Here is a 14811-nt window from a genome sequence, read left to right on the forward strand (position 1 = left end):
TATTTTATAATATTAATTTTAATAAGAAAATAAATAATAAAAAACAGTTTTATTTAATCAATGGATTTTAAAATCTTTTTATTATTAAGTATAATATTAAAAATAAAATCATCTTTGGAACCTGTTAGTAACACAGAGGTTAATGAAGTGTTGTTTTAACAAATGGTAACAAGATGACACTAAATAAATTTTTGAAATTAAGTACTTTTTTTATAATGATTGTATGTGTCTCGTTGATAGTCACTACTTCAATAAGTGAAGTTTTTCACCTTCCTTATTGTCAAACCTTTACCTATAGCTCTACTCAAAATGTCACTAAAATAGGTCAGAACTCATTTACTGCTTCACAAGTTAAAAATTGTCTTATGCAAAATGGTTTTGAGAATATTAAACGATTGCGTTTAGATGACAATGGCATCTGGCGTGCTTTAGTAAAATTTAAAAAGTCCCATTTTTTCGTATCCGTTGACTATTCAGGAACAGTTAGCATTCAAAATGAAAGAAAAGAATATGATTGATTTTAAAACTTACAGCAACGTTTCTTTTTACAGCCGTAAGAAAAAAAATTTAAAAAAGTGCTGCCATTCTATTAAAGAATTTGCTTTCATTGGCGGTTTAAATGGAAGCATATCAGGAGCTATCGCGGCAATTCTTTCAGCTTATGGTTATATTGCTCTTCCAGGATTTGGTCCAGTTATCGCAATGGGTATAGGAGTAGCACTTTCTGCCGGAATAATAATAGGAGCACTGATAGGATCAGGAATGGGAGGAAGTGTCGGTATATGCTGTATTTTATGGGAAATTTATATGAATCATAATAATTCTTTCTCTTATAAATTTCATAATGAATAGAAATTTCTCGTCATTTTTTCTATGAAAAACAATTAAATCATCAACAAATTATATGTTCTTTTTTTGATGAAACGATTATCATATTATAAATGAAATAACATCTAACTTATTAAAACTGTTTGCTTAATTCTTTATTATACATCAAAAAAGTAGATTTTTTAAAGCATCTCTTGAAGAAATGTAAGCGAGATATAATTATCAGTCTATGGAAGCTACATTTTTTATAGATCAAAAAATGAAAGTTATGTTTAGAAATATATATATAAACATACTTTAATTTATTTGCTCTTTCTAATAACTAATATTTCTATTTAAATTATTTTTGTAAAAGTTCAATTTAAGACACTTATATAATATATTATTAATATAGATTATTAATTATAGATAATAATCTATTTAAAATAAGTATAAAGGTATTTTATGAAAAAAATATTATTATCATTATTGTTTTTTATGGCATTTTTAATTCATAAAAATTCTGTATTAGCACTATCAACACAAGTAAATATTTATAAATTAGAAGATAACAATTTCAAAAAGGCTATTGGTAGCATTAAAATTGAAGAAAACACGTACGGTTTGATTTTCATCCCTAATTTATCTACTTTATCAGAAGGGATGCATGGTTTTCATGTACATGTGAATCCTTCATGTGATACAAAAGATGGCATAATTGGTGGAAGCGCAGGTGGACATTATGATCCGGAACATACCGGAAAACATTTAGGACCTTATAATGTCAATGGTCATCTTGGTGATTTACCAGCACTTTATGTTGATAAGCACGGATATGCCATAATGAGCGTTCTTGCTCCACGATTAAAAAAAATCTCTGAAATTAAAGGGCGCTCTTTAGTCATTCATTTAGGGGCTGATAATCAATCAGATAAACCATTACCGCTTGGCGGAGGTGGTGCACGTTTAGCGTGCGGTATTATTGAAAAATAAAGAGAGTATTGTGGCAAACTGTGATAGTACACCCCTTTACTATAAGATGTGAGAAAAATTTATTTTCTAAATCTATTTCAAGAAATTGAGTAAACTGTGTGAATATTTTATAAAATTAATATTTTTGAATGTTTACTTCGGATAATAAAAAACTTAATAATGATCAAAATGAACAGCAGTAGAAATTAAAGAAATAGTAGTGTAAATTCTCCGTAAGAAGACTTCAATATGAGAAAGTAATATTTTTAATGCTTGATATAAACAAAGCAAAAAAGTCGAATTTCACTCTCTAAAGTAGCAAATTTGTAATAAATTATAGTCATTAAGTCTAGTATCTAATGGAATCATGCCCAATGCACAAAATAGAACAGGCCTAAAACAGAATTTTTACTCTTCCCCGACTCAACCCCACTCATGAGGTACGCGAAAAAAATTTAGTTGATACAATATCAATATAATAAGTCAAACAAAATAGTTAGAGTAATTTTTCATCACTCTGAAAAAAGGGCTTTTAAACAATGGAGTCTTTTTAAAAATACCCCTCATAGATACATATGATCCCAATCTAGAGAACGCATCTCACCAGTTTGATAAAATTGACGAATAAGCTTAATATAATCAAGAAAATCTTTGTTTTCCTCCACTAATCTATTAGCAGTATCCCAGTCAATATCACTACGTTCTTTGGCAGGAATTAAGATCTCACTCTCGGAAGAGTTTTCCTTATTAAGTCTTATAAATCCAATTCCATGCAAACTTGAAAGCACCCGAAGCTCTTTTAATGTATCAACTCCTTCAATTTCACTAGCTACTAAATAACTCAAATTAGCCCATGAAGAATTACTAACTGTTTGAAAAAATGCTTTTCGTAAATTTGAACGATTGATGAGAATTTTTACTTCAAAAGACCAAAGCTTTGTCTTTTTATCAAAATATTGCAAAACACAGTCTTTGATTTCACGATTCCATTCCTTGCTTAAATCTTGCATCCCTACGAGATCTGGATAAAGCCATTTATTTCCGCCTGCACCATGTTTATTACGAGAACATTTCTCATTAATGCGCTTGCTATAAACTGCAAGCTCTGACCATAAAAATTTAGATAATAACGGATAAAGATCATGCTCTTTAACAGAGCTACCTTCTGTTCTACTCTTTGCATTGTCCTCTATTGCGTCAATTTCAGCACTATCTGTTTGTTTAGTAAAATAATATTGTCGCGGTCGTCCTTCAGTGGTTTTAATTTCTGAATAACGCTTTTGTAATTGAGGGCGCTGCGATCCTATTTCAGCAACAATTTGCTGAATAAGAGCAGCATCACTATTAAGGGGATTGATTATCGCCGTTGAATGCTTTTGTTTTTGGCGGCATTTCTCTGGGTAATTTTCAAATATCCATTGAGCAATTTCTCGAGCTGTAAACTTTTTCGTCGGGTTTTTCTTTAAAAAATTAAAAACAGTGTTTGTTAAATTTAAAGTCATATGAAAAACTCCCCCTTTTATCCTCTGGGTATTTCATTATATTCAGGCGTTTTAAATGAAAGAACAATAAACTGTTTAAGTTTTTTAAAAAAAGAACATTTATCAAATTACTCAATAAAATCAAAATATTTTTTTAATTTATGACTATAACTCAAAGATCTTTTCACATAACGAAAATAAGATTGTACTTTTATAAAAAATTGTAAATGTGCTACAAATCCCCATACAAAAGCATAATCTTGTATAACTTTTCTATACATTTTTCTTTTTATTTTAACGTCGTTAGAAAAAAGTTAAAAATAATTATTCAAACATTTGATTGAACCTCACACCCGTCAATTAAAAAACTTATGTGTTTTATTTTTGAAGCAAAAAGTTACGAGCTCTCAAGTATAGATTCTGAAATGGTAAACTCTGCACACAAACCTTCAAAACTACTATTTGCTTTAATAGCATCATGGGGAATAAGAACATAATACCATTTTTTATCGCCATAAGTCGCCGCATAGCGCGTTGCATGACAACACCATTGAACTGCAGCTTCTCTCTTTTTTAAAACAATAGGATTTTGCATTTCAGAGGCTTTTTTAGGCTCACAAAGATATTTGGCATCCTTCGTTTCTACAACAAAGTCCGGTTCATAAGTCGATCCTTTATCATATTCTATTCTGAAAAAACCTCGAGCGGGTTTCATCCATTTCAAGACTTGTGCATCATCCTCTAATATTTGAGCAAATCGTAATTCCCCTTCTACTGAATCAAACTTTTGTAAAGGATAACAGCATTTTCTAAAGCCGCTGAATACAAGTTTTTTAATATCACTTTTAATGGCAGGAATATTACGAAAATCAAGAGGAGACGTCCCTTGCGGTAACACATAATGGATAGGTGATAAAGTTGTAAAACCTCGTGTAACTTTAACCGCATAATCTTTTTGCGTTTCCCATTGATGTTCTCTTAATTGCGCAACAATAAAACTAGTAAGCTTGTGCTGATAGTGAATTAATACGTTCTCAACAGCTGTATCATTGGGTAAATAAGATCGGAAATGTTCTACTATCTGACTAGCTAATTTTCGTAATAAGAGCGTATGGTTATCATAATCGACAAAGTCATTATCAATCAAACCACGAATGATGTAGTTTTCAAGATAAGGCTCTTTTACATATTCATTCTTAGAAGTAAGAAAAATGCTTTTATGGGTACGCAATTCTCGAATTAAAAGTTCTTTACTAACAGGTTGAAAATTTAAGCTTTCTAGATTTTTAAAATCAAAATCATAAAAACCATAAGTAACATCACGCGAAGGTATGAGTATAATATTTGGAATATCTATTATCAGTTCTGTTAATTGTTTTGTCAGAATTGTCACCACTTTTGATACAAGAGACTTTTGTGATGAAGGCTTAATATTCATAACTTTATTAGCAATTTTTTCTTGTATCTGTGCAGAACAAAGCATTTGAGAACTTGGCAATTTATCATTCTCTTTGATAAGATCCCACGCGATCGCTGCAATTTCTTGCTCCTCAGGCGTTAATGTAGGGGAATCTGTATTACGTAATATGATACCTTGTAAATCAGAAGATGCTCCATTTATATCGGAATTACGTGTTACCATCGTTTGCATCAATAAAGCTTCTACTTGACTTGGAACTGTCACTATATCGGTCTTTTCAAAGGGGATATTCCCTCCTGTTCCAATCTCAATATGCTTTTTTATAATTGAGTTTGGATCGTTTGCACGATCAATAATATCTTGAAAACGATCATGCGCAATAATTGTTAAACGATCAATAGCTTCCACGCCTGTTCTATACCCATAAGGCAAACGCAATCCACGCCCAATTGTTTGCTCTGTTAAAATTTCTGAAGCCGATGCACGCAACGGTACAATAGTATAGAGATTCGTAACATCCCACCCCTCCTTTAATTTATTAACGTGAATAACAATTTCTGTTGGGTTATGAGAATCTTCAATTGCAATCAGCTTTTGAATATTTTGATCTTCTTCTATATTCGACTGTTTTGTATGAATCTCTATAACTTTTCTCTTATAAGCTCCTGCAAAAAAATCATCTGATTCCAATAAATCACGCAATTTCTGTGCATGATTTGTATCTTGAGCGACAACTAAAATAAAAGGCTTAACGAACTTTTTGTTATAATCTTTTGCATAGACAATTAAATCTGCTTTCACGTTTTCATGGGCATGAATTGCATCTTGTAATTTGATATGTTCTAATTGTTCAGATGTATAATTTTGAGGTTGAAAATCTTTACGTGTAGCAACAGCAGGCTCTTTTACAAAACCATCCCTCATAGCCTCTGCAAGTGAATAACTATAGACAACATTTTTAAAATCTACGGGTTTTGCACCTATTGTTTTTGGTGTCGCTGTAAGCTCTATTCCTAAAACAGGTTTTAACTCATTAATTGCTGCCGCACCAGCAGAAGCTCGATAACGATGTGCTTCATCCATTAACAAAACTAAATCAGGAAGATTTGCGAGATAATCAAAATAACTTTCACCAATCGTTTCTTGTAAGCGTTTAATTCGCGGAATACTAGATTTTAGTGCGCCTTTTTTATTATCTGTTGTATTAATTTTAGAAATATTAAAAATATTGATAAAGGCCGTATCTCTATTCTCAAACAAACGCTTTTGTCCTTCAAAATGGTGTTCATCAACGCGAATACCTTTACCACTTTCATAATCTTCACCTGTAATAATAACGGGTCTATTGGCAATAAATTCACTTATTCCACTGAAAACATACTTCGGACTTTGGGGACTAAAATCCTGTTTTAACTTTTCATAAATAGTCAAATTTGGCGCTAAAACAAAAAAATGTCGGCTACGACCTGTTAAGTAAAGATAGCTAATAAAAGCCCCCATAAGTCGCGTTTTTCCAACACCCGTTGCTAAGGCAAAACAAAAAGAGGGAAAGTTTCGTTCAAAATCTTGCACAGAAGGATAAAGATTTTTTATCACTTCTAACTCTGCAACCAAATCAGCATTTTTAGAAAGCTCTATATTTTCTAAGATTTTTACCAAAATATTTAAAGATTCACGTTGAGGATCACGTAACGATAAGCGAGCAGAAATCCTTTTTTCAACAGTGTTCATGAAAAACTCCGCTTTTTATATATTATTCAAATAGATCTAATTCTGCTTGCGCAATATCTTTATTTTTGTTGTTTTCTTTTACCACAATCACTGGTTCAAGATTGGCTACATTTAAACTGTAATCGTCCCTTCCCCATTCGCATTTTTCTAATATTGCACGGGGGATTTTAGTGAGTGTCAGATTTTCAAAGGATGCTGATTTTGTATCAAAGGCTGTACCACAAATCAGCAACGTGCGATGAGAGCCTACCTCTTCACTCATTATACGGAGTTGTTCATGGGTCATAGCGCTTGTTGTGACATAAATATAATCTGTTTCGGTTGAGTACCCTTGCATCCAATAATGATTTTCATCAGGTGCGTAGGTAAATCCCATATGTTTGCACATTGCTTCTGAAAGCATCGCAGCATTATATTCGCGACTAATAATCCATTGTCCCCATGGATCTTTTTGTAACAGAGAAGGTGCAAGGCGATAATAGCGAAATCCACCGCCACCTTGCCAATTGACACTTTTGGAAATTCCCCCTTGATCAGTTCCATCAATGACTTGTTTTAAACGAGGGATAATGTGGGTGTGACAATGTTCACCAAGTTCAATCATAATCCACTTTCTTCCCATTTTATGAGCAACAGCACCGGTTGTGCCGGAACCCGCAAAAGAATCCAATACAAGATCACCGGGATTTGTAGATATCTTAATAATTCTTTGAAGAAGATGTTCAGGTTTCGGAGTATTAAATAATTCTACTTCATGATTAATAAATATTTTTTTTAATTCATCTTTAGCATTTGCATTATTGGAGAGACCTATCCAAATAGTTTCTGGAATACTTCCTTTATTTTCTGAAAGAAAAAATTTACGGTATAAATTATTTCCTTTAATAAGAAGGCGATCCTCTTTATCTAACTGCTGCATACTCTCTAGATTAACAAGCCAAAGGCGTTTAGAAAAAAACTTCCCTGTTTTGGTGGTGTATTCATATTCAGATCCGCCTTGCTGTCTAGCCCACAACCCAAGAATACGATATGCACCTCTTGAATCATTATCTGGATTTACATATGCTTTTTTTGTTACATCATCTAATTCAATTCAATTAATATAAAATTTTGAAAAGTCTTTTGCATAAACTAAGATATGATCGTGGGTTGTGCTAAAATAACGAGAAGAATTATCCTTTCCTCTTTTTTTATGCCATATGAGATTAGCAACAAAATTATTACGTCCAAATAACTCATCACACAGTATTTTAGCATAATGTATTTCATTGTCATCCAACTGCATAAAAAGCGCACCATCATCCGCCAGTAAATGATGTAACAATTCTAGCCGGTCTCTCATAAGACTGAGCCATATGGAATGCTCTAAACCATCTTCATAATGTTCAAAGGCATTGCCTGTATTATAAGGTGGATCGATATAGATACATTTTACCTTCCCCGTATATTCTTTCTCAAGCGCTTTGAGCGCGAGCAAATTATCACCAAAAATAAGCTTATTATCAAAAATATCTTGGGATGATATTTGATGCGAAGCGTGATAAGATTTTTCAAGATCTTCTAATAAGATACGAGGCTCTAGTTTTGGGCGTTTTTCTTTTCCAATCCAAGTGAGTTCTAGTTTTTGTTTATTATAACTCATGAGATCGTCCTTAAATTCAAATGCTTGTGAAAAGTAAACAGCTTATTCATGAATGGCTAAATTAGAGTCTCTTAACAATACTTTTAGTACCATCCGACAGCAATTTGAGCTTCTTCTGACATACAATCAGGTGTCCATGGTGGATCAAAAGTCATAGTGACTTCAACATACGAAACCCCTTCAACTGCACTGACTGCATTTTCTACCCACCCCGGCATTTCACCAGCAACAGGGCATCCCGGTGCTGTAAGAGTCATTTCAATTTTTACTGAACGATCATCTTCAATATCAATACGATAAATCAGTCCTAGCTCATAAATATCAGCAGGAATCTCTGGGTCATAAACTGTTTTAAGAGCAGCAATAATATCATTCGTCATACGATCAATTTCATCTGCTGGAATTGCTGATATGTAAGATTTTTTATTTTCACTTACAGTTTCAACAGATTCTGTAGAATGACGCTCTTCAATTAATTCAGCCATTAAAAAATGTCCTTGTTTCTTGCAATGCTTCTACCAATTGATCTATATCTTCTTTAGTGTTATACATGGCTAACGATGCGCGGCAAATAGATGTTAGACCAAAGCGCTGTAATAAAGGCTGTGCACAATGAGTTCCCGCACGTATTGCAACCCCTTTTCTATCAATAAACATAGCGATATCATGGGCGTGAATTCCTTCAATTGTAAATGATATAATAGCTCCTTTATTGGGAGAATGACCATAAATACACAATGACTCAACCATTTTAAGTTTTTCCTGCGCATAAGCTAAAAGGGACCTCTCATGGGCATGAATCGTGCTACGACCTTTCTCTTGTATATAATCAATAGCCGCAGTTAATCCAATAGCTTCAACGATAGGAGGGGTACCTGCTTCAAAACGGTAAGGAGGAGCATTATAAAACACCTTATCGGTTGTTACCTCCTCGATCATTTCCCCTCCCCCTTGAAAAGGACGCATTTCTTCTAATCTATCTTCTTTACCATACAAAACACCAATACCAGTGGGACCATAAAGCTTATGACCTGTAAAGACATACCAATCACAATCGAGATCTTGCACATCAACGGTTAAATGTACTGCTCCTTGAGAACCATCAACAAGAACCGGAATAGAATTTTGATGTGCTAGTTTAATAATCTCTTTAACAGGAGGCACAGTTCCTAATATATTGGACATATGCGTTATAGCAACAAGCCGCGTTTTTTCGCTTAAAGCCTTTTGGAAATCTTCAATGTGCAGAACACCATTTTCATCGACAGGAACAAAAATAAGTTTAACACCTTTTTGTTCACGGAGAAAATGCCAAGGAATAATATTTGAATGATGTTCCATGATCGTTAGAACAATCTCATCACCTTCTTTGAGTTTTGGCATCGCCCAACCATAAGCAACAGTATTAATAGCTTCTGTTGCATTTTTCGTAAAAACAATTTCTTCAGCTTTTTGAGCATTTAGAAAAACCCGAACGGTTTCACGAGAATTTTCATAAGATTGTGTTGCTATATTGGCTAAAAAATACATTCCCCTATGCACATTAGCATAACTATAGTGATAATAATTATTCATTGCATTGAGTACTGACATTGGTTTTTGGGCAGAAGCACTGCTATCAAGATATGCTAATCGCTTTCCATAAACTTGATGGTGCAAAATAGGAAAATCACGCCGAATTTCTTCGACATTATAAGTAAATGTTTGTACGTTATTTTCCATTTTTTCTACCTTAAACATTTTTTTCAAGCCATTTACTAATGATATTCTCCAAAACGATTTGAATCTTATCCTGCTTGATGTCATCAATGAGCTCAGAGATAAATCCTTTAATCAAAAGTGCACGAGCCGTTTTAAATGGGATACCACGCGCCATAAGATAAAAAAGATAATCATGATTAATATTAGCAACTGTTGCACCATGACCGCACGCAACATCATCAGCAAAAATCTCCAGTTCAGGCTTTGCATTAAATTCTGCATCATCTGAAAGAATAAGGCTATTACAAGCCATGCGTGCATCTGTTTTTTGCGCTTTTTGAGAAACACGTATTATTCCTTGGAAAACACCAACAGCCTTATCTGTAACCACATTGCGTATAATTTCGGTTGATATTGACTTTTCTTCCACATGACGAACAGTCATTGTAAGATCACTATGTGTTTGTCCTGATAATAAATTTATGACGCGTAATTGAAAATTAGATTCTTCTCCCTGTAATTCAATATCGATTTCTTGGCGATTTAATTGGCTCCCTATATTAATGACATAAAGTGATAACTTCGCTCTTTGATCAAGAACAGCACAAAATCGACCAAATTGTGTAGAATTAAAATCACGATTGCGAATGAGAATCCACGTAACATCACTATCAGCAGCAATACTTAATGAAAATATTGAACTGACAAAGGTATCTTTATCATTGCCAACCTGATGTTCAATAAACATAACTTGACTATTTTTATCAACTTTTATATCCGAAAAAATATGAGATTGTCCCCCCATTTGTATATTTTGTAATTCAATGGGTATATTTAACTTTGTATTTTCAGGGATGTGAAAAAGCCAACCATCTGTAACAAAAGCTGTATTTAACTGTCCAATAAAATCTTCATCAGAAATGTTTTGATTTATCTGCACAGAATTATCTTCTAATGCGTCTGAAAGGCGTTTTACTGTAATATTGTCTACCTTTGACTCTATCGATGTTTTTCCATTGTTTATGGAGAAAACAGAACTTTCTGAAAGCAATGCATCAACCAATTGATTGTCTTGAACTTTTGAAAAATTGCTAATAGACTTCAGTAAGGTACGCAGATTGGTATAATGCCATCTTTCGATTTTACGGGAAGGAAGCCGTGTCATTTGAAACTGCTCAATAGTTTTCTTGCGGATTTCCTGTACAGCTTTATCACCAGGTAAGTCGTTTACATACTGATTAAAATTACTGAGGATATTTTCTTCAACCGCTAACAAGTTTTGCTGTGCATTCATATTTAATAACCTCAAACCGCTTCCCTGATAAGATCAGCATACCCATTTTCCTCTAAATAAAGCGCTAAGGATTTATCACCGCTTTTGATAATTTGTCCTTTATAAAGAACATGTACCGTATCAGGAATAATATAATTAAGTAGCCGTTGATAATGGGTAATCACCAGAAATGAACGTTTTGAATCCCGAAGTTTATTAACACCATCTGCAACAATTTTTAGTGCATCAATATCTAAACCAGAATCCGTTTCGTCTAAAATGCAAAGTTTAGGTTCAAGAAGTGCCATTTGTAAAATTTCAGCGCGTTTTTTTTCTCCACCTGAAAAACCTACATTTAATGGACGCTTTAGCATATCCATATCTATTTCAAGTTTGGCTGAAACTTCTTTAACATATTTTATAAATTCAGGAATTTTAAGTTCTTCGTGACCTCGTGCTTTGCGTTGAGAGTTCATCGCAACTTTTAAAAATTCCATTGTTGCTACTCCTGGTATTTCCATTGGATATTGAAATGCAAGAAAAACACCATATGCAGCACGTTCTGCTGGATCCATTTCTAAAAGTGATTGCCCATTATAGAGAATATCTCCTTCTGTTATTTCATAATCATCACGACCAGCAAGTAAATAAGACAAAGTTGATTTTCCGGCTCCATTTTGTCCCATGATAGCGGCAACTTCTCCATCTTGAACTGTCAAGTTTAAACCACGAATAACTTTTGTATCGGTCTCAGCAATACGGGCGTGCAAATTTTTTATCTCTAACATAATTTAATCCTGTTTTGGCTGTTTTTTCAGATACAGATGCGGATTATTTTGCCTTAGCATCCATCTACTTTTGTAATTAGCATAGAGGTCATTTTTAGCATTATATGCTACTGTTACAGCCTTTTTACATAAAGTCTTCTATTTATCTAATTAAATAAAATTATCCAACACTACCTTCAAGGCTAATACCAATAAGCTTTTGTGCTTCGACAGCAAATTCCATGGGAAGTTTTTGAATGACCTCTTTTACAAAACCATTTACAATTAATGCGATAGCTTCTTCTTCGGGAATTCCTCTCTGCATAACATAAAAAAGTTGGTCATCAGAAATTTTTGATGTTGTGGCTTCATGTTCAAACTGAGCTGTTGCATTTTTTGCTTCAATATAAGGAACTGTATGCGCACCACAATCATTCCCGATTAACAAACTATCACATTGCGTAAAGTTACGCGCATTTTGTGCTTTTCGATGAGCTGTGACTTGTCCTCGATACGTGTTATTTGAAAAACCTGCAGAAATACCTTTGGAAATAATGCGACTGGAAGTATTTTTTCCCAAATGAATCATTTTTGTACCGGAATCAATTTGTTGATGACCGTTTGCAACGGCAATAGAATAAAATTCTCCACGCGCATTATTACCACGGAGTAAGCAAGATGGATATTTCCAAGTAATCGCAGAACCAGTCTCAACTTGTGTCCATGAAATTTTAGAGCTATCACCTCGACAATCTCCACGCTTCGTCACAAAATTATAAATACCACCCTTTCCATCTCTATCGCCAGGATACCAATTTTGTACTGTAGAATATTTAATCTCTGCATTTTCAAGGGCAATAAGCTCAACAACAGCAGCATGAAGTTGGTTTTCATCACGTTGGGGTGCTGTACACCCTTCAAGATAAGAAACATAGGAATCTTCAGCGGCGATAATCAATGTTCGTTCAAATTGGCCAGTGTTGCGTTCATTAATCCTAAAATAAGTTGAAAGCTCCATAGGACAACGAACCCCTTTGGGAATATAAACAAATGAACCATCTGTAAAGACAGCTGCATTTAAGGCCGCATAATAATTATCACTTATAGGTACAACTGTTCCTAAATATTCTTTAATAAGCTCAGAATGTTCAATAATCGCCTCTGAAATAGAACAAAAAATCACACCGGCGCGTGCCAACTCTTTTTTGAATGTTGTTACAACAGAAACAGAATCAAAGACTGCATCAACAGCCACCTGCCCCGATACAGACATACTGTCATCAAAAGTGGAGGGATCAGACTGTTTTCTTACTCCTGCCAAAATCTCTTGTTCTTTAAGGGGAATGCCAAGTTTCTCGTACGTTGCTAATAACTCAGGATCCACTTCATCCAAAGATTTTGGTCCTGTATGATTTTTTGGAGCAGCATAATAATAAAGCTCCTGAAAATCAATTCTAGGATATTCAAGACGCGCCCAATGAGGCTCTTGCATTGTCAGCCAACGTCGGTAAGCCTTTAAGCGCCATGTTAGCATCCATTCAGGCTCATGTTTTTTAGCGGAAATAAATTTGATAATATCCTCATTTAAGCCTTTTGGAGCTTTATCGGTTTCAATATTGGTTTCAAAACCATATTTATATTGGTCAACATCTATTTCACGTACTTGGCGTATCGTTTCTTGTATTGCCGGCATAAATTTTCTCCATTTTTTGGCGTCAAAAACCGGTAACTAAAGTCTTGTTTTTTACAAGATTAAAGTAAGCAAGTTATCTCTAGGCTATAGGTAAAGTGCAAAAAATTCAATCAAACTTATTTTATTTTTAAAATAATTCTAATTTTTATAACTTTCTGATGATAAACCTTCCCCTTTTTTCCTGCTTATAATTTGAGAAAAAAACGACAGAAAATCATCAATATCTTCAGAAGTTGTGCCACGCCCTAGCGAAATGCGAATGGCACCATTTGGAACATGATACCCCATTGCCTCCAACACTTTGCTTTGTTTTACTTTTCCCGAAGAACAAGCAGAGCCGGATGATAAAGAAAACCCTTCTAAATCAAAAGCAATTTGCATCGTTTCAGCTTTTATATTTTTCACGGTAAAGTAAGTTGTATTTGGCAAACGTTGAACTCTTTTGCCAAAAATTTCAACATTTTTACTTATTCTTTGTAGTCCATCTTCTAATTTATTGCGTAAATATATTAACTGTTTTATTTCCTCCTGTGTGAAGCAATCAGTTATTGCTGCCCCAAAAGCAGCAATAAGGGGCAATGCTTCTGTTCCTCCACGGAGACCTTTTTCTTGTCCTCCCCCAGTAATAAGAGGGTGTGGCATGAGAAGATTACCACATGAAACAAAAGCACCGATTCCTTTCGGACCGCCAACTTTATGTGCAGACAATATAAAAAAGTCTCCTCCTAGCTGATTAATATCCACAAAATTTTTATCTACATATTGTGTCAAATCAACAATAAGAGTGCCTCCTAAATCCCGAACAATAGCGGCGATTTCTGTTAATGGTTGAATAACACCCGTTTCACTATTTGCAGCTTGAATAGCAACAAGAGGTAAACCTTTTGTTTTATCATGAACCGTTAAGAGTGATGTTAATTTATCTTGTTGTATGAGCCCATCTTGATCAACAGAAATGACGCTTATCAACTCTTTAGAAAAACGTCCTCCCTCTGCCACAGAGGGATGTTCAGTCGCTCCAAGGTAAAGACGAGAAAATTTAACTTTTGCATTCCCCATATTGTAAAAGGGTGTTAACAAAGTCATTGCGGCTTCACTCGCACCAGAGGTAAATACCACGTGATCTGGATCTGTTTTAAGATTTTCAGCGATTTGCCGACGAGCCTTTTGCAACAAAGTTTTAGCCGCACGCCCTTCCTTATGAACAGATGATGGATTACCAAATATTTCTAAAGATTCCAGTAACGCTATTCGTGCCACTTTTTTGAGTGGTGTTGTTGCGTTATGATCAAAATATCGGCGTTTTATAACCATTTTACATCGC

The 14811-nt window shown here is 34.2% G+C and carries 13 protein-coding genes; 3 read left to right on the forward strand and 10 right to left on the reverse strand.

What is annotated here, in order from left to right; genetic code table 11:
* Positions 1-173: 173 nt before the first annotated feature.
* The 3 genes from ACFILD_RS01505 to sodC all read left to right on the forward strand — a co-directional run bounded on the left by ACFILD_RS01505 (position 174) and on the right by sodC (position 1800).
* Positions 174-518 carry a hypothetical protein gene (locus ACFILD_RS01505; RefSeq protein ID WP_273791056.1) on the forward strand — a complete coding sequence of 115 codons (345 nt, stop codon included), beginning with the start codon at positions 174-176 and terminating at the stop codon, positions 516-518.
* Positions 496-852 carry a hypothetical protein gene (locus ACFILD_RS01510; protein ID WP_375631138.1) on the forward strand — a complete coding sequence of 119 codons (357 nt, stop codon included), beginning with the start codon at positions 496-498 and terminating at the stop codon, positions 850-852. The genes ACFILD_RS01505 and ACFILD_RS01510 overlap by 23 nt, the downstream gene beginning before the upstream one ends.
* A 420-nt stretch (positions 853-1272) precedes the next feature.
* On the forward strand, positions 1273-1800 hold the full coding sequence (sodC, locus tag ACFILD_RS01515) for a superoxide dismutase [Cu-Zn] SodC (protein WP_273791249.1): 528 nt from the start codon (positions 1273-1275) through the stop codon (positions 1798-1800).
* Positions 1801-2342: 542 nt separating this feature from the next.
* On the opposite strand, the gene ACFILD_RS01520 is transcribed toward sodC, so the two are convergent.
* The 10 genes from ACFILD_RS01520 to ACFILD_RS01565 all read right to left on the reverse strand — a co-directional run bounded on the left by ACFILD_RS01520 (position 2343) and on the right by ACFILD_RS01565 (position 14801).
* On the reverse strand, positions 2343-3281 hold the full coding sequence (locus tag ACFILD_RS01520) for a COG2958 family protein (RefSeq protein WP_375657777.1): 939 nt from the start codon (positions 3279-3281) through the stop codon (positions 2343-2345).
* 376 nt (positions 3282-3657) lie between these two features.
* Positions 3658-6411: a DEAD/DEAH box helicase gene (locus ACFILD_RS01525; RefSeq protein WP_375664671.1), complete on the reverse strand. Its 2754-nt coding sequence runs from the start codon at positions 6409-6411 to the stop codon at positions 3658-3660.
* A 22-nt stretch (positions 6412-6433) separates the two neighbouring features.
* Positions 6434-7426: a DNA methyltransferase gene (locus tag ACFILD_RS01530; RefSeq protein WP_375664672.1), complete on the reverse strand. Its 993-nt coding sequence runs from the start codon at positions 7424-7426 to the stop codon at positions 6434-6436.
* A 78-nt stretch (positions 7427-7504) separates the two neighbouring features.
* Positions 7505-8053 carry a site-specific DNA-methyltransferase gene (locus ACFILD_RS01535; protein ID WP_375664673.1) on the reverse strand — a complete coding sequence of 183 codons (549 nt, stop codon included), beginning with the start codon at positions 8051-8053 and terminating at the stop codon, positions 7505-7507.
* A gap of 83 nt (positions 8054-8136) precedes the next feature.
* On the reverse strand, positions 8137-8538 hold the full coding sequence (locus tag ACFILD_RS01540; protein WP_273791253.1) for an SUF system Fe-S cluster assembly protein: 402 nt from the start codon (positions 8536-8538) through the stop codon (positions 8137-8139).
* Positions 8531-9775 carry a cysteine desulfurase gene (locus ACFILD_RS01545; protein WP_375664674.1) on the reverse strand — a complete coding sequence of 415 codons (1245 nt, stop codon included), beginning with the start codon at positions 9773-9775 and terminating at the stop codon, positions 8531-8533. The genes ACFILD_RS01540 and ACFILD_RS01545 overlap by 8 nt, the downstream gene beginning before the upstream one ends.
* Before the next feature lie 10 nt (positions 9776-9785).
* The gene (gene sufD / locus ACFILD_RS01550) at positions 9786-11048 is read right to left on the reverse strand and encodes a Fe-S cluster assembly protein SufD (RefSeq protein WP_375664676.1); all 1263 of its coding nucleotides are present in this window, start codon (positions 11046-11048) and stop codon (positions 9786-9788) included.
* Positions 11049-11059: 11 nt separating this feature from the next.
* The gene (gene sufC, locus ACFILD_RS01555; RefSeq protein ID WP_273791255.1) at positions 11060-11815 is read right to left on the reverse strand and encodes a Fe-S cluster assembly ATPase SufC; all 756 of its coding nucleotides are present in this window, start codon (positions 11813-11815) and stop codon (positions 11060-11062) included.
* A 160-nt stretch (positions 11816-11975) separates the two neighbouring features.
* Complete coding sequence (gene sufB, locus ACFILD_RS01560; protein ID WP_375637634.1) at positions 11976-13487, reverse strand: Fe-S cluster assembly protein SufB; 1512 nt, start codon at positions 13485-13487, stop codon at positions 11976-11978.
* Positions 13488-13625: 138 nt separating this feature from the next.
* Positions 13626-14801 carry a cysteine desulfurase family protein gene (locus ACFILD_RS01565; protein ID WP_375664677.1) on the reverse strand — a complete coding sequence of 392 codons (1176 nt, stop codon included), beginning with the start codon at positions 14799-14801 and terminating at the stop codon, positions 13626-13628.
* Between the last annotated feature and the right edge of the window lie 10 nt (positions 14802-14811).

Origin of the sequence: Bartonella sp. CL162QHHD (genome assembly GCF_042195435.1) — a bacterium.
Classification (GTDB): domain Bacteria; phylum Pseudomonadota; class Alphaproteobacteria; order Rhizobiales; family Rhizobiaceae; genus Bartonella.